The organism is Polaromonas sp. (assembly GCF_029945685.1).
In the GTDB taxonomy this organism is placed as follows: domain Bacteria; phylum Pseudomonadota; class Gammaproteobacteria; order Burkholderiales; family Burkholderiaceae_C; genus Polaromonas.
In genome coordinates, this window is the sequence record NZ_JAQSDA010000025.1 from 38167 (window position 1) to 55666 (window position 17500).

The following is a 17500-nucleotide window of genomic DNA, read 5'->3' on the forward strand; positions in this document are numbered from 1 at the left end:
CGGAAAATGATTGTTGTAGACCAAAAATGCGGCCTTGTCATCCTGCGTTTGGATGAGACGTGGATGAGACGTGGATGAGCCATTGCCGACGCGTTAAGCTTGACCCATGACCCCCGAACAACTTCTTCACCATCACGACCAGGCCGGTTTCTGGCCCGCCGCCTCGGGCCTGGACGTGCCTGAGGCTTATCAGCGCGCGCTGGCGGTGCGGCAGTTGCGCATGGACCGCGGCGAACAGCCGCGCGGCTACAAGGTGGGTTTTACCAACCGCAGCATCTGGCCGCGCTACCAGGTGTTTGGACCGATCTGGGGCACGGTCTGGGACAGCACCCTGTCGTATTGCGAAGGGCAGGGCGAGGTGTCGCTGGCGGGAACCTGCCAGCCGCGGCTGGAACCGGAAGCGGTCTTCGGCATCGCCGCCACGCCGCCGGCCAACGCCTCGCTCGATGAGTTGTTGGCCTGTATCGCCTGGGTCGCGCCCGGTTTCGAGATCGTGCAGTCGCACCAGCCTGGCTGGAAGTTCGTGGCGGCTGATACCGTGGCCGACGGCGCGCTGCATGCGCGCCTGCTGGTAGGCGCGCGGGTGCCGTTGGCCATGCTCGCCAGCGATGCCCGGACCTTCGAGAAAAGCCTGGCGGCGGCACACATCACGCTGTCCTGCGGCGGGCGGCAGGTGGACCAGGGCATGGGCGCGAACGTGCTCGACGGGCCGCTGCATGCGCTGCAGCATTTTCTGCAGGAGCTGCGCAGCTGCCCCGGCGCGCCCGAACTGCAGCCGGGCGACGTGGTGACCACCGGCACCTGGACGGACGCCTGGCCGGTGGCGCCGGGCGAGACCTGGACGGCGGCATTCGACGCGCCGCTGTCCGGCCTGACGGTCAGGTTCTGCTGATGGCGGGCACCGTTCCCCGGCGCATCCTGCCGGTGATCGTGCTGTCGCAGTTTGCCGGCACCTCACTGTGGTTTGCGGTCAATGCCGTCATGCCCGACCTGCAGCGCGCCTGGGGCTTGCCGCCGGGCGCCGTGGGCATGTTGACCTCGGCGGTGCAGCTCGGCTTTGTGGCGGGCACGCTGGTGTTTGCCTTGCTGATGCTGGCCGACCGCTTTGCACCTTCACGCGTGTTCCTGATCTGCTCGCTGCTGGGCGCGGCGCTCAATGCGGCCACCGTGGGGGTGCAGGGGGACTTCACCTTGCTGCTGGCGCTGCGTTTTGGGGTGGGTTTTCTGCTGGCCGGTATTTACCCGGTGGGCATGAAAATCGCGGCGAGCTGGTACCGCGAACGCCTGGGTGCGGTGATGGGTGTGCTGATCGGCGCGCTGGTACTCGGCACCGCCTTGCCGCACGGCTTGCGTGCGCTGGCCGGTGACGCGGGCCTGCCGGCCTTTGCCGGGGGCGGCTCGCCCTGGCAGGCGGTGGTGCTGGGCGTGTCGCTGCTGGCCGCGCTGGGCGGCCTGGCCACCGCCTGGCTGGTGCCCGAGAGCCCGTACCTGGTGCGCGGCGCGCGCATCACGCCGCGGGCGCTGGGCCTGATCTGGACCGACCGGCGCCTGCGCGCATCGGTGTTCGGCTACTTCGGCCACATGTGGGAGCTGTACGCCTTTTTTGTGCTGGTGCCGCTGATCGTGGCGACCCGGCTGGCCGGCACGTCGGTGAGCGCCGCGGCCTTCTGGATCATTGCGGTCGGCAGCGCCGGCTGCGTGGGCGGCGGCCTTCTGGTGCGGCGTTTCGGCAGTGCGCGCGTGGCGCAGCTGCAACTGGCCGTCAGCGGCGCCTGCTGCGTGGCGGCACCGCTGATGCTGGCCGCGCCGCTGCCGTGGTTCATGGCCTGGATGCTGCTGTGGGGCGTGACGGTCTCGGGCGACTCGCCGCAGTTCTCCACCCTGACTGCGCAGAACGCGCCGCCTGCGGTGGCCGGCAGCGTGCTGACCTTTGCCAATTGCATCGGCTTTGCCATCTCGGTGCTCAGCATCGAAGTTTTCGTGCGGGCCACACAGGCCTGGCCCCTGGCAGTGGTGCTGCCCTGGCTGGCACTGGGGCCGGCCCTGGGTCTGCTGATGGTCAGGCCGCTGCTGCGCAGGCGCGGCTGACGCGCCTGACAAGCCTTGCGTTGAAGCCCCTTGTCGGGGCCGGTCTACGGGCTGTAGGGCGCACCCTACACACTGAAAAGTTGCGTGTGTCGCTACCTTGCCGTGGCACGCTGTTTGCATGCTAACCCTTCGCACAACCGTCCGGTTGCGCAGCAGATGCTGGCTCAGCAGCTTATCTACACCAAGGAATATCGCATGACCTCCACAAGACGTTCACTGCTCAGTCAGGCCTCCGTTGCTGCGGCTGCCGGAACCGCACTCGGCTTTCCCATGATTGCCCGCGCCCAGCAGAATTTCAGCTGGAAGATGACCAGCGCCTACGGCAAGGGTTCACCGTTTTACATGGAAGGGCCGGGCAGTGCGACCGACCTGGCCAAACGCATCGACACGATGTCGGGCGGGCGCCTGAAGATCCAGGTGTTTGGTGCAGGCGAGCTGATTCCGGCGCTGGAAGGTTTCGACGCGGTGCGTGCCGGCACGGTGGAAATGAACCATGCCAACAGCTACTTCTGGACCGGCAAGACCTTTGCCGCGCAGTACTTCACGGCGGTGCCTTTCGGCCTGAACTTCCAGGGCATCAACGGCTGGCTCTACGACGGCGGCGGCCAGCAGCTGTGGAACGAGGTGTATGCACCCTTCGGCATGGTCGCCATGCCCTGCGGCAACACCGGCGTGCAGATGACCGGCTGGTTCAAGAAAGAGATCAAGTCGAGCGCCGACCTCAAGGGCCTGAAGATGCGCATCCCCGGCCTGGCGGGCCGTGTCTATGCGGCACTGGGCGTGGACGTGAAGCTGCTGCCCGGCGGCGAAATTTTTCCGGCGCTCGAGCGCGGCGTGATCGACGCGGCCGAGTTTGTCGGCCCCTTCCAGGACCGCAAGCTGGGTCTGCACAAGGCGGCCAAGTACCTCTACACCACGGGCTGGCACGAGTCGGCCACGGTGTCGGAACTGCTGATCAACAAGGCCGCCTGGGACAAGCTGCCCAAGGACCTGCAGGCCGTGGTGGAAAACGCCTCGGCTGCCTGCAACGTTATCAGTGAAGCCTGGTGCCAGCGCAACAATGCCGAGGCCATGGACGACCTGATTAAAAACCAGGGCGTGATCGCCAAGCCGCTGCCCGACGAGGTGCTCAAGAAGCTGCGCGAGGTCACCAACCAGGTGCTGGCCGAAGCGGTGGCCAAGGATGCGATGACCAAAAAAGTGCACGACTCCTACATGGCGTACAAGAAAAAGTACGACGCCTGGGCCGGCTACAGCGAAGGCCCGTACCACAACAAGATCCTCACGGCCTGACCCGCCCATGACTGACTCAACAACTGCCGGCGCCTCCGGAGGCGCCGCCGGGACGGCGCGCGCGTTTGTGGCGCGCGTCGAGGCCGCGGTGGACCTGATCGGCCGCGCCGCTTCCTGGCTCACGCTGGCCATCGTGGTGCTCATGGCCATTGATGTGCTGATGCGTTACGCCTTCAGCATCGGCTCGGTGTGGGCGCAGGAGCTCGAGTGGCACCTGCTGGCGCCGCTGGTGCTGTTCGGCATGACCTACGCGCTGCTCAAGGGTGAACATGTGCGCGTCGATGTGTTCTATGCGCGCTACTCGCCGCGTACCCAGGCGGCGGTCGATCTGCTGTCGGCGCTGCTGGCCCTTGCGATGGCGGCACTGGTGATCCGTTACTCGATCCAGTTCGTGAGCCAGTCCTATGTGATCGACGAAATCTCGTCCGATCCCGGCGGCCTGACGCACCGCTGGTTGCTCAAGGCGCTGATCCCGGTGGGCTTTGCCGTGTTCGGCCTGATGGCGGCGGCGCAGGGCGTAGCGGCCGCGCTGCGCCTGTTCGGCCCGCAGCCCTCCACTCCGCCGGAGGCCCGGCCATGAGCATGAACGAATGGCTGGCGATCGGCCTGCTGATCGGTTTTTTCCTGATGCTGATGGGCGGCATCCCGGTTGGCATCACGCTGGCCGCCAGCGGCTTCATCTTCGGCTTCATGGGTTTCGGCGAGTCGCTGTTCAACCTGCTGCCGGCACGCATTTACGGCGTGGTCGCCAACTACCAGTGGCTGGCGATTCCGCTGTTTGTTTTCATGGGAGTCATGCTGGAAAAGTCGCGCCTGGCCGAAGACCTGCTCGACGTGATCGGCCACCTGGCCGGCGGACTGCGCGGCGGCATGGCGCTGGGCATCATTGGCGTGGGTGTGCTGATGGGTGCCACCACCGGCATCGTGGGTGCCACCGTGATCACGCTGGGCCTGCTGACCTTGCCGACACTGCTGCGGCGTGGCTACGACCCGGCGATTTCCTGCGGCGCGATCTGCGCCTCGGGCACGCTGGGGCAGATCATCCCGCCCAGCCTGGTGCTGATCCTGCTGTCCGACATCATGCAGCTGTCGGTGGGCACGCTGTTCGCGGCGGCAGTGCTGCCGGGCCTGATGCTGGCCGGGCTGTACGTGAGCTGGATCGTGATCTACGGCATGATCCGGCCCGATTCGATGCCACCGGTGCCGCAGGCCGAGCGTGATGCGGTGTCGCGTTCGCAGCTGTGGCTGCGCGTCGTCAAGGTGGCGCTGCCACCGCTGGCGCTGGTGCTGTCGGTGCTGGGCTCCATCATCGGCGGCATTGCCGCGCCGACCGAGGCCGCCTCGATGGGTGCGCTGGGCTCCATCCTGGTGGTGGCGCTGGCGCGCCGGCTCTCGCTGGCGGTGCTGCGCGACGTGATGCAGACCACCACGCGCATCTCGGCCATGGTGCTGTTCATCCTGATCTGCTCGCAGGTCTTCAGCCTGGCATTTCGCGGCCTGCAGGGCGAAAAGCTGATCGAGGACCTGTTCGCGTTTTTGCCGGGCGGCATCAACACCGCGGTGTGGTTCCTGATGGGCCTGATCTTCGTGCTCGGCTTTTTCATCGAGTGGATCGAGATCAGCTACATCGCGGTGCCGTTGTTTTTGCCGATCTTCGCGGCCGCCGGTGTCGACATGGTCTGGCTGGCCATGATGATCACCATCAACCTGCAGACCTCGTTTCTCACGCCACCTTTCGGCTGGGCGCTGTTTTTCCTGCGCGGCGTGGCGCCGTCGGGCGTGACCACGCGCCACATTTACCTGGGCGTGATTCCGTTTGTAGTGCTGCAGATCCTGGGCATCGTGCTGGTGTTCTTCTTCCCGGCGATTGCGACCTGGCTGCCCATGGCCATCGGCTGGTAGGCGGCCGCAACCGCAGCCGCTCAGCGCGCGATCAGCACCGGCACCGGCGACTCGGCCGCCACCTTGGCGGCCACGCTGCCCAGCATCAGCCGGACGATGCCGGTGCGGCCGTGGGAGCCCATGACCACGAGGTCGGCGCCTTCGTCCTTGACCGTCTGGACAATGCCGTTGGCGGCGGACACGTTTTCGGCCATGCGCGCTTCGAGCTTGACGCCGGCGCCCGGCGCTTCGCACAGGGCCGCGACCCTGGCGTGGGCCTGCGCAGCGTGTTGCTGGGCGGCGTTCATGTAGGCCTGAACGCCCAGCGGGTTGGTCTCGCCGATGCTCAGGTAAGGGTAGGGGTCCACGACATACAGGGCGGTGAGTCTGGCGCCGTGCGTACGCGCCAGGTTGACGGCGAGCTGGGCCGCGTGGGCGGATGCTTCGGAACCGTCGGTCGCCAGAAGAATGTTCTTGAACATGGGAGCCTTGTCTGGTGATGAACAGGCCCTTATCTTGCTGGGGCGCGCGGCCGCTTTCTTGATGTGCATCAAGCCGGGCGCACAGGCGCCCCCCTATATTGGCGGCATGAAAACCCATCCCGCCGCGCACGACCCGGGCCATTCCAGCGAGCCGCTGACCGGTTTTTCCCAGTGTCATCTGGGCATTCTGTCCAAGCTTCAGGCCTTCGGGGAACTGCCTGCGCTCCAGGCGGCGGCGGCCCAGGCCCGAACCATCGCCACCGACACGCTGGCCCTCTTCCACCATGCCGTGTACGAGCACCACGCGGACGAGGAGCGTGAACTTTTTCCGGCCGTGTTGCGCAGCGCGGCCCGGGGCCAGGAGGCCGATGAAGTCCAGACCATGGTGCAGCGCCTGACGGCGCAGCACCGCCAGATCGAGGCGATGTGGAAAAAGCTGGAGCCCGCCGTCAAGGCCGTGGCGAAGGCCCAGTCTGTCGATCTGGACCTCGATGCCGTGGAAGAACTGGTGCACGCCTATTCCTCGCACGCGCGTTTCGAGGAGGAGTTTTTTCTGCCACTGGCCGAAACCATTCTCGGCCGCGACGGCAACCACATGCAGGCGCTGGGCCTGTCGCTTCACTTGCGGCACACGCCGCAGCCCGTCGGCCACATCTGAGGGCGGTGCCACGCGGGCTTGCCGGTGATTCCTGCCCGCATCGCTGTACGATAGCCGGTGGTGCTCGGGCCGATCGGACCTGAGGCCTTTCCTTTCTATCGGTGCATTCCATGAAAAGTCATTCAAGCCCCGGCGGACTCGTTTACTCGACCGAGGCCGGGCGCATGTGCCCGGCTTGCCGCAAGGCGCTGGCCCAGTGCGTGTGCCGCCAGACGCGGCCGCTGCCCCCGTCCGATGGCATTGTCCGGGTGTCGCGCGAGACCAAAGGCCGTGGCGGTAAAAGCGTGACCGTGGTCAAGGGACTGGCCCTGCAGGACGCGGCGCTGGTTCTGGTCGGCAAACAGCTCAAGACGGCCTGCGGCTCCGGTGGCACGGTCAAGGACGGCGTCATCGAAGTGCAGGGCGACCATGCCGCGCTGGTGGTGGACCTGCTTGCCAAACAGGGCTGGACCGTCAAGCGTGCGGGTGCATGAAGCCTGAAGACCTGCAACTGCTGGTGACGCGCGAGATGCCTTTTGGCAAGTACAAGGGGCGGCTGATCGCCGACCTGCCGGGCAATTACCTCGCGTGGTTTGCCCGCGAAGGTTTCCCCAACAACGAGATCGGTCGCCTGCTGGCGCTGATGCTGGAAATCGACCACAACGGGCTGTCCGCGTTGCTGCAGCCCCTGCGCAGGCGCTGACCGGGGGGCTTGTTTCCGGGCAGCGCCAGGCATACGATGAACAGGCCGCTGCGTGAAAGTCGCGCAAACGGCCTGGAAGCAGCAGGAGGCCTTATGCCGCAGTTGATCGCATCGGTTGAGGGGGTCGAAATCAAGCATGTCCACCTGCGCAAGGACCGGACCACGCTGGGCCGGCGGCCGCACAACGACATTGTCTTCAACAACCTGGTGGTCAGCGGTGAGCACTGCGTGTTTGAACTGGAAGGCCTGGCCGACGTGTATGTCGAAGACCTGCATAGCACCAACGGCACCTATATCAACGGCAAGATGATCAAGTCGCGGCAGTTGCTGCATGACAACGACACCATCGCGATCGGAAACTTCAGGATCCAGTACCTTTCGGCCTCGGAAGATTCCGGCTACCACGAGACCGCTGCGATGAAGCTCGAAGGCCATGGCCTGCCGGGCGCGGCGGGTGCGTTGCACGCCAGTTTCAAGGTGCTATCGGGTTCGTCGGCCGGACTGGAGGTGCCCGTGGTCAAGGCGGTGACCACCTTCGGCAAGCCCGATGTCAGCGTTGTGGCCGTTTCCCACCGGCGCTACGGCTACTACGTGGCGCACATGGCCGGCGAGGCCTTGCCGACCCTCAATGGCCAGCCGATCGGTGCCGACGCGGTGCCGCTGGCCCACAACGACGTGCTGGAACTCGCGGGAACCAGCATGCAGTTTTTACTCAAGGACCGTTAGTTCCCGGTCCAGGGCCCGTTTGCGGGTGATTCCGCATATTTTGTATATTAATACCAAAGATTGACAGGGTTTTATAGACCTTTTTTTACGTAAGTTCGTACCCAGATCCTTCCGCAATACCAAGAAGAATCAAGAAGAATCAAGAAGAAGAACAACAGGCTACGCACAGAGCTTGTTTGGAAGGCGCCGGCAGGGCGCCTGTTTCAAGCCTTTTCACGGTCACTGCGCACCGTAGCTGCGTTCCGCGCGAACGCTAAATTCTCTATCCAGAGACAAATTTTCTATCGAGGCGGGAGCCTAACCTCTAGACTATGAGCGTTCACACATTAATCAGGGAAGGCCGCAAACGGCTGGGCATGAGCGAGCAGCAGTTTGCTGACGCTGCCGGCGTCAGCCGCGGGGCCGTACAACAATGGGAAAGACCAGGCGGCACCGCGCCAAAACGTTCCAACCAGCGCAGGGTGGCAGAGCTGCTTGGCGTTTCCGTGGCGGAGTTGATCTCTGGGGGTTCCAATGTCAGCCCGGGCTTTGACGTGAGGGCTGAAGTGCCGCTGATTTCTGAAGTGCAGGCCGGAAATTACACGGTGATTGACAACTTCAATCCCGGGGACGGACTGGAAATGGTGCCGGTGACGGTCGCCATCAAGCGCCACACCTTTGCGCTGCGGGTCCAGGGGGACAGCATGGTGGGCACCAACCTCGACTCCTTCCCTGAAGGCTCCCTGTTGATCGTGGAGCCCGAAATGCAGGCCGTTCCAGGCGACTATGTGATCGCACTCAACAGCGACAACGAGACGACCTTCAAGCAGCTCATCAGGGATGGCGGCGAGCTTTTCCTCAAACCGCTCAACGTGCGCTACCCCATCCGTCCCCTGGGGAGTGCAGAGATCATCGGCGTCGTACGCGAATTCACCAAAAAATTCCGCTAGCCTTTGCGACTGGCACGGACCCCTGACCATCGGTCGGGATAGCACCAAAGCCTTCGGCCGGTATCGGCAGGTTAAAAAAAGTTTTGGTTTAGATAGAAAAATCATCTTTTTCCCCGCATTTGGGTAGACTCCCCAAAAAGGGGGGTACGCGTGCTCGATGATTTGACGGAGCCGGTCGTTCTGGGGCTCTTGCTGCTGGTAGCTGTGGCCGGCGCCTGCGCTCTGCTTTACAGAGGCCATCTGCGGCGCGACGCCCTGCGCAGCATGAGTGCCCCCAGCCAGTGGCCGATCACGGCGCGCGAGCTGGTCGCGCCGGATGAACATGAAGTCTGGCCGTGGTTGCGCGGAGTTTTTGCGGACTACCACGTCATGCTGAAGATTCCGCTGGCGCGCTACACCGCGCCCACCACCCCCGCAGAAAGCAAGGTCTGGCACAAGCGCCTGAGCGGCGTCTACTGCACGTTCACCGTCTGTGGTGCGGACGGAACCGTGATTGGTTGCGTGGACGTCGTGGGAGCAGGCGACAGTGACCGGGCGCACTGGTACGTCAAGGAATCGGTTCTGGGCAAATGCGGCATCCCCTATGTGATGGTCAGCTGCGGCAAGCTGCCGACGGGTGAAAGCCTTCGCGCGGCTTTCATCGGGCAGATCGAGTTGAGCGGGACCGACACGAACGACCCCCTGGCCCTGGAAGCACTGGCCGGCAGCGGATCGCTGGAACTGACGGCCGTCGACCCGATGGAGGCTTCGCCGGTCGAGCCGGCGCGCGGCGATCTGCACGCCAGCCTGGAGCAGCAGCGCCGGCCACGTGTTTTTCCCCCGGCAGGAGTCATCAATTCCTGAGCGCCGCCCGGCAGCCGTTGCGACAGTGCCGCCCGCGCTGCGCTGCTGCTTCCGTGCTTCATTTGGTAACCGTTCCCGCGGCCCTGCTTTGACCGGCGGGGTGTTTGTGACTTATGCTGGCTGCCAGAGGCGGGCTGGATCCGCCAGCGTGTTTACACAAGAAGGAGCTACCGTGAACCTGTCCACATGGCTGATGACTGCGCTGGGCCTTTTGCTGGGCATCGGGCTGGGGGTTCTGGCGCATTGGGGCTGGTCACGCCGGCGCGTCGAACGCAAGCTGCGTCTGCCGGCACGCTGGCTGCTCAATGCCCGTGGCCTGATGACCAGCGAGGAGCAGGAGGTGTGGAAGTGGCTGCGCACGGCGTTTGCGGACCATGCGGTGATGATCAAGGTGCCCGTCATGCGCTTCACGATTCCAAGCACCAAAAACCGGCCCGAAAACAAGGACCAGCACTGGCACGAACTGCTGGAGGGGGTTTACTGCAGCTTCACCGTCTGCACGCTGGACGGCAAGGTGGTCGGCTGTGTCGACGTGCCGGGCAAGCGGGGCCTGACCAAAGCGCAGAAGGACATGAAGGAAAGCCTGTTGCTCGAATGCGGCATTGGCTACACCACGGTGCGCAGCGGGAGCCTGCCCACCGGCGGCGCCATGCGGGCGGCATTTCTGGGTGAAGTCCCGATGTCGGAGGCCGAAGCCGACGAGACCCGGGGCGGCGACAGCAGCTTTCATGCGGCGCTCGACGAGTTCACCAGCGAAAAGGTGCGCGCCGCCAAGGCTGCTGCGCTCAAGGAGCTCAAGGACAAACAGGCTGTCGACACCGACCCGCGGGAGAAAAACCGCAACGTCGGCTTCAACCCCGATGGCACCGGGTCCTTCATGACAGGTGACAAGCCGGGCCGTTTTGCGACCCCCTGGGAAGACTCCTTCACCCTGCCGGCAGACGGATCGCGAGGCAGGTAGTCCCGACACCGGCAGAGGCAGCGCCCCGAGCCTGTGCGGGCGGCCCGGCCGCCTTTTTTTTGCCCCTGAAAGACCTGTCCTACAGACACTCGCGTGGGTCGCGCTGTCGGTCGGGCGTGATCTCCCTCAGGCCGGCCGCGCCCGTCTGCCTAGACTGGGGCATCTTTCACCGTTCAGGACCACCACATGATCACCACCAACCTCGTTTTCCGTGCACACCGCGCCTGGGCCGGCCTGGGGCTGTCCCTGCTCATGGGCGCAGCCCTGGCGCAGGCACCCATCACGGCGACCGGCACCACGGGTATTGATGCCTCGGGCAATGCACAGAAGGAGCGCGCTGCCTGCATGGAAGGCCGGTCCCAGCAGGACCAGGCCACCTGTCTGCGGGAAGTCAACAATGCCGGGGCTGAAAAACGCAGCGGCAAGATGGACAACAGCGGCGCCCAGTTTGAAGCCAATGCCCGCTTGCGCTGTGAAGCGCTCACGGGCGAAGACCGCTCGGCCTGCGAAGCCCGCGTCAGCGGTTATGGCAACGCCAGCGGCAGTGTCGCCGGCGGCGGGGTGATTCGCGAGGTCGAAACCGTGGTGGTGCCGGCCGGCGCCACCTCGGTGCGCATTGAGCCGCAGACCAATGCGCCGGTGCTGCTGGTTCCGGTGCCGCAGAAATAAGTAAATAAAGTACGGCATGGCAGGCCGCCAGGCTGGCCGGACCGATACGATCACCGATGAAAGCAGGCGCCCTTGACTGACAAGCCCAGACATTTTTCCATGTTGCGCGAGTTTCACCTCGCGGATTTCCTCACGCTGTGTAATGCGGCCTGCGGGGTTGCGGGTGTTTTTCTGGCGATGCTGTACGCGGTGGAGGGTGCCAAGGCCTGGTTTTATGCGGCTGCGGCGATGGCTCCGGCGGCCTTTATCTTCGACGTGCTGGATGGCCGCGTGGCACGCTGGCGCAGCCAGCATTCGGCGCTGGGGCGTGAGCTTGATTCGCTGGCAGACATCATTTCATTTGGTGTGGCCCCTGCCGCGCTGGCGTTTGCGGCGGGTCTGCGGGGCGGCTGGGACTGGATCGCGCTGATCTACTTTGTCTGCTGCGGCGTGAGCCGGCTGGCACGCTACAACGTCACGGCGGAAACCTTGTCGGCAGGTGCCGACAAGGTGGCCTATTTCGAGGGCACACCGATTCCCACCAGTGTGCTGCTCACCGCCTTGCTGGCGGTGGCGGCCTGGCAGGACCGTCTGGGAGACCAGCTCTACGGCGGTGTCTGGATGCTGGGCCCTTGGGCGCTGCACCCTCTGTCCCTGCTGTTCGTGCTGTCCGGCACGCTGATGCTGAGCAAGACACTGCGTATTCCCAAATTCTGAGTTCCGCGTTGGGTGATCCTTGTCGTGAAGCCAAATGGGGCTCCAGCCCTTGTGTGGATTGCGCGAGATGCTATCAAAAAGGGAGCGTTGACGCATAGAGTGGCGCGCTACCGGTTGCTGTGTCGGCCGCCACTGACAGAGCCTTTCAGATTCCGCCTATGGAAAAAGCGTCGCGTTTCACCAAAAATAGCGGCATGCCAATCGTTAAAGATACCTCCCCTCCGAAGTCCGCCGGGCTGTCCGCTACACCGCCCCCGGGTGTGTGGGGTTCGCTGGTGGCCTATGTCTCATCGGTGTCGGCGGGCATTGCCGCGGTAGCCGCGCTGGCGACTGTAGGGGTTCCGGTGCAATCCTGGATCACTGCTTTCTGACGACCATGTCGGCCACCCACCGTACCCACCCCTCCGAAAATGGCGAGCCGCTGTCGCCTGGCGGAAAAACCGTGCCGGCGCCTGCCGAGTTTCCGGTCGAGCCCGACCTTGGGCCCGTGCCCCCGCCGGCGCATCCGGAAGAACCCGGAACGGTTCAACCCCCTATTTAAGGCCCGACCCATGACTGCTCCCCTCACGAAAGCGCAGGAAGCCCTGGCAGACTACGACGAGGCGCGGGCGGACTACATGCGTTTTCTGAGCATGGACCCGCCGGACTACAAGGCGGTCAACGACGCCATGGTGGCCATGGACGAAGCCCACATCCGCTTCAAGATGGCGATGGGCGACTCGGACCCGCCTACCCATCTCCGTCCGCTGTAGCAGCCTGGGCTTTCGTCGCTCATAACCAGCCGAGACACCGGCTTTCGTCCCGCTGCATACAATCGTGGCTTCACGCCACGGTCGCCCGGCCACCTACTGAAAGCCCCCCAGTGCAAGACTGCTTTGACGACATTGCCAAATTCAAGGCAGTGCTGGCGGACCAAGGGGTTCCCGGCGCGCTGGCCTTCCTGAACCGCCGCGCGCCGCACCGCTACACGGCCATCTACAAACTCGACGGTGATGTGATGCTGAACGTGGGTATTCACGACCGGCTGGGCCAGGTGGCCTCTCCCTTGCCACCCACGCCCCGCGACCACTCGCTTTGCAGTTTTGTGGAAGCCAGCCAGGCCTTTGTCAGCGAGGATGTCCTGGCCGACCCGCGCCTGGCCACCCACATCCAGCGTGGGCGGATCAATGCCTATGTGGGCTTGCCGCTGTCGCGCGGTCCGAGTCATCTGTACGGCACACTTTGCCAGATGGACCCCGACGCCCAACACCTGCCTGAAGGCGAATACCGCTTTCTGGAAATGGTTGCGCCGCTGCTGCTCGACCACCTGGATTGATGCAGCGGCCGCCCCGGTAGGTGGCCTCCGACATCGGGAGTTTGAGTTGACCTATGCCAAAGTCGGTCCGGCCCGCCCACAATGAGTTACATGTGGGGCAGGGATCGGCCGACCCTGCATCGTGGACCACCCAGCCGGAGATGACATGCAGGCACACCTCACCAGCTCTCACACTCGCCCCACCGTGGCCCTGGCCGACTACGATTTTCTGCGGGCCACTTACGACATGCTGCTGCGCGCACCGGTGCCCGACCAGCGTGCCATCGACGCGGCCTTCGCCGCACTGGACGCGGCCCACGCGCGCCTGAAGGCAGCCCACTTGCAGCGGGTGTTGGGCCTGTTGAACTAGGATTTTTTCATGGCGACCGCGTCTGCATTTTTGCCGACAGCCCGTTCCGGCCCATGGTGGCCCCGACCCTTCTGACCCGTAAAAGCAGGAAAACCCTTGGCGCTCATTACCTATCTCGTTGAGGACAACCAGACCATCCTCGACAACCTGATCGACACGCTGGAAGAGATCGCGTCGGTCACCGTGGTCGGTCATGCCGCCACCGAAGTCGAAGCCACGCGCTGGCTCTCGCTGCATGATGGGCAGTGGCAACTGGCCATCGTCGACATGTTCCTGCGCGAGGGCAGCGGCCTGGGCGTGCTGGCCGGCTGCCGCCAGCGAGAGTCCCACCAGAAGGTGGTGGTGCTGACCAATTTCGCCACGATTGATATTCGCCGGCGCAGCCTGGCGCTGGGCGCCGATGCGGTGTTCGACAAGTCCAATGAACTCGACGAGTTCTTTGCCTATTGCATTGCCGAAACCGCCCGTGACCTGCCGCTGCCGGTGGATTGAGGCCTGAGGCCCGGGCTTTCCCGGCGCCGCCTGTGGTTGTTTGCTGAAAACAGGATGCAGCCCTTATCCTGCAAGCGCAGGCAGCTATCAAAAAAGTAGCATCCGGCCTTGATGACCTGGCCGCGCCGGGGCCCGCTGCTCAGGGGTTCAGCAAGATGGTGACCAGCAGCGAGGCGTCCGTGGTGGCCTGCAGCGCATGGGGCTCGCCGCCGGGCAGGGCCATCAGCTCGCCCGGGCCGAGCGTGCGCGAAAGTCCGGGTGTGCTGACCACGGCCTGCCCCTCGAGGCAATGGATGGTGATTTCCCCGGACACCTGGTGTTCGGGCACGTTCTGGCCGGCCGCCAGCACCAGGCGCATCAGCTGAAGTTTTCCGGTCTTGAGCAGGCTGTGGGTTTTTACATCCGGCAGTTTGCCGGCAAGGGGCTGCACATTGATGACATCGAGCGGCTGCGCGTGGTCCAGGGCCATGGTGTTTTCCTTCGGGGTGGCCTGTCACACTAACCAGCCCGGACGGGTTTGTCCATAGGCAGGGTTCGCCAGCTTCCACGCCCGGTCCGGCGTAGGATAATGGGCGCCAAAAAGGGGCTTTGCGCCACCCACATGCCTGAACTCCCGTGCTTCCGACACCTTGTCCCCCCGCGTCTGGCGCTGCGCGGGTTGCTGCTGGTGCTGGCGCTGCTGATGTTTCCGCTGCTGCATGCGCAGAGCGGCACGCTGGTGATCGGCCAGGAGGGCAGCTACCCCTTGTCGCGCGCCTTCATGGTGCTGGAAGACCGTGCTGGCCAGCTGACCCTGGACGAGGTGCTGCAGCCGGGCCAGCAGGCGCGCTTCAGGCCCGTGGCCCAGAGCGGGTCGGCCACCAATTTCGGCCTGACCTCGTCGGCCTTCTGGCTGCGCATCACGCTGCAGGCCCGGGCAGACACACCGGCGCCCTGGCTGCTGGAGCTCGGCTATCCGGCGATCGACCAGCTGGACCTCTATACGCAGAACCCCCGTGGCGGGTTTGACCACCAAAGGGGCGGGGATCTGCTGCCTTTTGCCAGCCGGGCCGTGCCCCACCGCAATCATGTGTTGCCCGTGACGCTGCAGCCCGGTGCCGAGACCCTGCTTTATCTCCGTGTCCAGTCGGAGGGAACCGTGTCGGCCCCGACCTCCCTGTGGCAGCCGGGGGCACTGTGGCAGCATGACCAGCAGGAATACGCGCTGCTCAGCCTCTACTTCGGCCTGCTGGTCGGCCTGCTGCTGTACAACCTGCTGCTGTATTTTTCCGTGCGCGACCGGGCTTACCTGATTTATGTCGGTTTTGTCGGTGGCATGGCCGTGTCGCAGGCCGCATTGACGGGACTCGGCGGGCAGTTTCTCTGGCCTGGACAAACCTGGTGGAACAGCGTGTCGCCGCCGGTGGGCATGGCCACCGCGGCCGCGTTCGGGCTTTTGTTCGCCCGCAGGTTTCTCGACACTGCCCTGCGCATGCCGCGCATCAACCGCGTGATGCAGCTCCTGACCGGCGCCTGGCTGCTGGCGCTGCTGGCGGGGCTGCTGCTTCCCTACACGGTTTCATCGTGGATGGTGACCGTGCTGGCCATCGTCAGTGTGCCGGTGGTTGTGCTGGCCGGCGTGCTCAGTGTGCTGGAGAAATTTCCCGGCGCGCCTTATTTTCTGACCGCCTGGACGGTGTTGCTGCTGGGGGTGGCGACTTTTGTGCTGCACAACACGGGCATCCTGCCTTCCAACCTGCTGACTTCCAATGCACTCCTGGTCGGTTCGGCGCTGGAGATGGTGCTCCTTTCCTTTGCGCTGGCAGACCGCATCAATGTGGCGCTGGCTGAAAAGGAAAAGGCCCAGGCCGCCAGCCAGGCCGACCATGCCATGGTTGAAGCCCTGCGCCAGTCGCAGGAGCGTTACCGCGCCGTGCTGCAGGAGCGCGAAACCATTCTTGCCAACTCCATCGTCGGCATCGCGTTCCTGACGCCGGAAGGGCGCTTTCGCTGGGCGAACCAGGCCATGCTCGACATTTTTGCCGCCGGCGACCAGCCGCTGACCTCGATGGAGCCGTTTTACCTGTCGCGCGAGGACTACCTGCGTATCGGGGGAGAGGTGGCGGCCTGCATCCGGGCGGGGCAGGCTTACGCGACCGAGATCCAGGTCCGCCAGTGCACCGGTACCCACATCTGGATTTCCCTGTCCGGCAAGGCGGTCAGCCCGCGCGACCTGACGCAGGGCACGGTGTGGGTGATGACGGATATCACCCGGCGCAAGGAGCTGGAGGCCGAGCTGATACGGACCTCGTCGGAGCGGGAAGCCATCCTGAACAGCGCGCTGGTCGGCATCGTGTTGTCGGTGGCGCGCCGGCTGGAGTGGGTCAACGCCAAGTTCGCCGAGATGATGGGCTACACGCGCGAGGACCTGATCGGCCATTCGGCCCTGCAGCTGCACACGGACGCCGCAGCGTGGGAAAACTTCGGGCAGCGCGCGCACGAAGCCCTGAGAACCGCCGGCACCTATACCTGCGAGCAGCAGTTTCGGCGGCGCGGCGGCGAGTTGTTCTGGGTGCAGGCGGGTGGCAGTTGCCTGCAGCCGCTGGACCCGCAGGCGGGGGTGATCTGGACTTTTCTTGACATCACCGAACGCAAGAAATCGGAACAGGATACCCGCGAGGCGCTGCAGCGCCAGCGGGAACTCAATGAGCTGCGCAGCCGTTTTGTGGCCATGACCAGCCACGAGTTCCGCACGCCACTGGCAAGCATCCTTTCATCCGGGGAAATTCTCAAGCATTACGGCGAGCGCCTGCCTGCGCCCGAGAAGACGGAAGTGCTTGACACCATCGCGGCCAGCGTTCAACGCATGACGCGCATGCTCGATCGCGTGCTGCTGATCGGCAAGTCCGACGCCCAGATGCTGGAGTTCGAACCCCGGCCTCTGGACCTTGAAAAACTCTGCCAGCAACTGGTCCGGGAAGCGCGCACCCTGCAGCCTGACAACCCGTGCGAGCTGCGCCTGCTGTTTACGGCCGCGGGCGAGACCGGGCTGCATGACGAGAAACTCCTCAGGCACATCCTGGGCAACCTGCTGTCCAACGCCGTCAAGTATTCGCCGCTGGGCGGTGTTGTGCTGTGCCGTGTTTTTCTGGCGGACCAGCACCTGGTACTGGAAGTGTCGGACAAGGGCATCGGCATTCCTGCCGATGAAATCAGCCACCTGTTCGAGTCTTTTCACCGCGCCAGCAATGTCGGCGCGATTCCCGGCACCGGCCTGGGACTGGCGATTGTCAAGAACGCGGTGGACCTGTACGGTGGCACGATCGAGGTCAGCAGCCTGGTGGTCCCGGCGGGTTCGGGCACCTGTTTCACGGTGCGTCTGCCGCTGGCATTGCAGGCGCAGGACGCGCTGGTGCAACCGGCCCTGCTGTAGGCCGCCTTCAGTTTCACGCCGGCG

23 protein-coding genes are annotated in these 17500 nt (G+C 64.6%); 21 read left to right on the top strand and 2 right to left on the bottom strand.

Features of this window, described 5'->3' with window-relative positions; translation table 11 throughout:
• The first annotated feature begins 106 nt into the window (after window positions 1-106).
• The 5 genes from PSV26_RS15980 (at window position 107) to PSV26_RS16000 (ending at window position 5283) form a co-directional block, all read left to right on the top strand.
• On the top strand, window positions 107-892 hold the full coding sequence (locus tag PSV26_RS15980) for a hydratase (RefSeq protein WP_300572119.1): 786 nt from the start codon (window positions 107-109) through the stop codon (window positions 890-892).
• Window positions 892-2088 (top strand): nitrate/nitrite transporter, encoded by a 1197-nt coding sequence (locus PSV26_RS15985; RefSeq protein ID WP_300516677.1) that lies wholly within the window; start codon window positions 892-894, stop codon window positions 2086-2088. The genes PSV26_RS15980 and PSV26_RS15985 overlap by 1 nt, the downstream gene beginning before the upstream one ends.
• Before the next feature lie 195 nt (window positions 2089-2283).
• Window positions 2284-3381 carry a TRAP transporter substrate-binding protein gene (dctP, locus tag PSV26_RS15990; protein WP_300516679.1) on the top strand — a complete coding sequence of 366 codons (1098 nt, stop codon included), beginning with the start codon at window positions 2284-2286 and terminating at the stop codon, window positions 3379-3381.
• A 7-nt stretch (window positions 3382-3388) separates the two neighbouring features.
• A complete protein-coding gene (locus tag PSV26_RS15995; protein ID WP_300572120.1) occupies window positions 3389-3961 on the top strand; it encodes a TRAP transporter small permease subunit in 573 nt (190 codons plus the stop codon).
• Window positions 3958-5283: a TRAP transporter large permease subunit gene (locus tag PSV26_RS16000; RefSeq protein WP_300572122.1), complete on the top strand. Its 1326-nt coding sequence runs from the start codon at window positions 3958-3960 to the stop codon at window positions 5281-5283. Before PSV26_RS15995 ends, PSV26_RS16000 begins: the two co-directional genes overlap by 4 nt.
• 20 nt (window positions 5284-5303) lie before the next feature.
• On the opposite strand, the gene PSV26_RS16005 is transcribed toward PSV26_RS16000, so the two are convergent.
• Window positions 5304-5744, bottom strand: coding sequence for a universal stress protein (locus tag PSV26_RS16005; protein ID WP_300516686.1), 441 nt, complete (start codon window positions 5742-5744; stop codon window positions 5304-5306).
• A gap of 106 nt (window positions 5745-5850) precedes the next feature.
• On the opposite strand from PSV26_RS16005, the gene PSV26_RS16010 reads away from it, so the two are divergent.
• From PSV26_RS16010 to PSV26_RS16080, 15 genes are all read left to right on the top strand, one after another.
• Window positions 5851-6402, top strand: a complete 552-nt coding sequence (locus PSV26_RS16010) for a hemerythrin domain-containing protein (RefSeq protein ID WP_300516688.1) — start codon at window positions 5851-5853, stop codon at window positions 6400-6402.
• Between the two features lie 110 nt (window positions 6403-6512).
• Complete coding sequence (locus PSV26_RS16015; RefSeq protein WP_300572124.1) at window positions 6513-6875, top strand: translation initiation factor Sui1; 363 nt, start codon at window positions 6513-6515, stop codon at window positions 6873-6875.
• On the top strand, window positions 6872-7084 hold the full coding sequence (locus PSV26_RS16020; protein WP_300516692.1) for a DUF3820 family protein: 213 nt from the start codon (window positions 6872-6874) through the stop codon (window positions 7082-7084). The genes PSV26_RS16015 and PSV26_RS16020 overlap by 4 nt, the downstream gene beginning before the upstream one ends.
• Window positions 7085-7177: 93 nt before the next feature.
• Window positions 7178-7810 (top strand): FHA domain-containing protein, encoded by a 633-nt coding sequence (locus PSV26_RS16025; RefSeq protein WP_300572126.1) that lies wholly within the window; start codon window positions 7178-7180, stop codon window positions 7808-7810.
• A 311-nt stretch (window positions 7811-8121) separates the two neighbouring features.
• Window positions 8122-8739, top strand: coding sequence for a S24 family peptidase (locus tag PSV26_RS16030; RefSeq protein ID WP_300516696.1), 618 nt, complete (start codon window positions 8122-8124; stop codon window positions 8737-8739).
• Window positions 8740-8889: 150 nt separating this feature from the next.
• Window positions 8890-9582: a DUF2726 domain-containing protein gene (locus tag PSV26_RS16035; protein ID WP_300572128.1), complete on the top strand. Its 693-nt coding sequence runs from the start codon at window positions 8890-8892 to the stop codon at window positions 9580-9582.
• A 172-nt stretch (window positions 9583-9754) separates the two neighbouring features.
• Window positions 9755-10543 (top strand): DUF2726 domain-containing protein, encoded by a 789-nt coding sequence (locus PSV26_RS16040; RefSeq protein WP_300516700.1) that lies wholly within the window; start codon window positions 9755-9757, stop codon window positions 10541-10543.
• Between the two features lie 186 nt (window positions 10544-10729).
• A complete protein-coding gene (locus PSV26_RS16045) occupies window positions 10730-11212 on the top strand; it encodes a hypothetical protein (RefSeq protein WP_300572130.1) in 483 nt (160 codons plus the stop codon).
• A 99-nt stretch (window positions 11213-11311) separates the two neighbouring features.
• On the top strand, window positions 11312-11908 hold the full coding sequence (locus PSV26_RS16050) for a CDP-alcohol phosphatidyltransferase family protein (RefSeq protein WP_300516825.1): 597 nt from the start codon (window positions 11312-11314) through the stop codon (window positions 11906-11908).
• A gap of 194 nt (window positions 11909-12102) precedes the next feature.
• On the top strand, window positions 12103-12279 hold the full coding sequence (locus tag PSV26_RS16055; RefSeq protein ID WP_300516704.1) for a hypothetical protein: 177 nt from the start codon (window positions 12103-12105) through the stop codon (window positions 12277-12279).
• A gap of 5 nt (window positions 12280-12284) precedes the next feature.
• Complete coding sequence (locus PSV26_RS16060) at window positions 12285-12449, top strand: hypothetical protein (RefSeq protein WP_300572132.1); 165 nt, start codon at window positions 12285-12287, stop codon at window positions 12447-12449.
• 10 nt (window positions 12450-12459) lie between these two features.
• Window positions 12460-12660 (top strand): hypothetical protein, encoded by a 201-nt coding sequence (locus PSV26_RS16065; protein WP_300516705.1) that lies wholly within the window; start codon window positions 12460-12462, stop codon window positions 12658-12660.
• Between the two features lie 110 nt (window positions 12661-12770).
• Complete coding sequence (locus PSV26_RS16070; RefSeq protein WP_300516708.1) at window positions 12771-13223, top strand: hypothetical protein; 453 nt, start codon at window positions 12771-12773, stop codon at window positions 13221-13223.
• A gap of 145 nt (window positions 13224-13368) precedes the next feature.
• Window positions 13369-13572: a hypothetical protein gene (locus PSV26_RS16075; protein ID WP_300572134.1), complete on the top strand. Its 204-nt coding sequence runs from the start codon at window positions 13369-13371 to the stop codon at window positions 13570-13572.
• 96 nt (window positions 13573-13668) lie between these two features.
• Window positions 13669-14064, top strand: a complete 396-nt coding sequence (locus tag PSV26_RS16080; RefSeq protein WP_300516713.1) for a response regulator — start codon at window positions 13669-13671, stop codon at window positions 14062-14064.
• A 139-nt stretch (window positions 14065-14203) separates the two neighbouring features.
• Here PSV26_RS16080 and PSV26_RS16085 read toward each other — a convergent pair whose 3' ends face one another.
• The gene (locus PSV26_RS16085) at window positions 14204-14533 is read right to left on the bottom strand and encodes a cupin domain-containing protein (protein ID WP_300516715.1); all 330 of its coding nucleotides are present in this window, start codon (window positions 14531-14533) and stop codon (window positions 14204-14206) included.
• A gap of 132 nt (window positions 14534-14665) precedes the next feature.
• Here PSV26_RS16085 and PSV26_RS16090 point away from each other — a divergent pair, with 132 nt between their 5' ends.
• A complete protein-coding gene (locus PSV26_RS16090; RefSeq protein WP_300572136.1) occupies window positions 14666-17476 on the top strand; it encodes a 7TM diverse intracellular signaling domain-containing protein in 2811 nt (936 codons plus the stop codon).
• Window positions 17477-17500 lie beyond the last annotated feature (24 nt).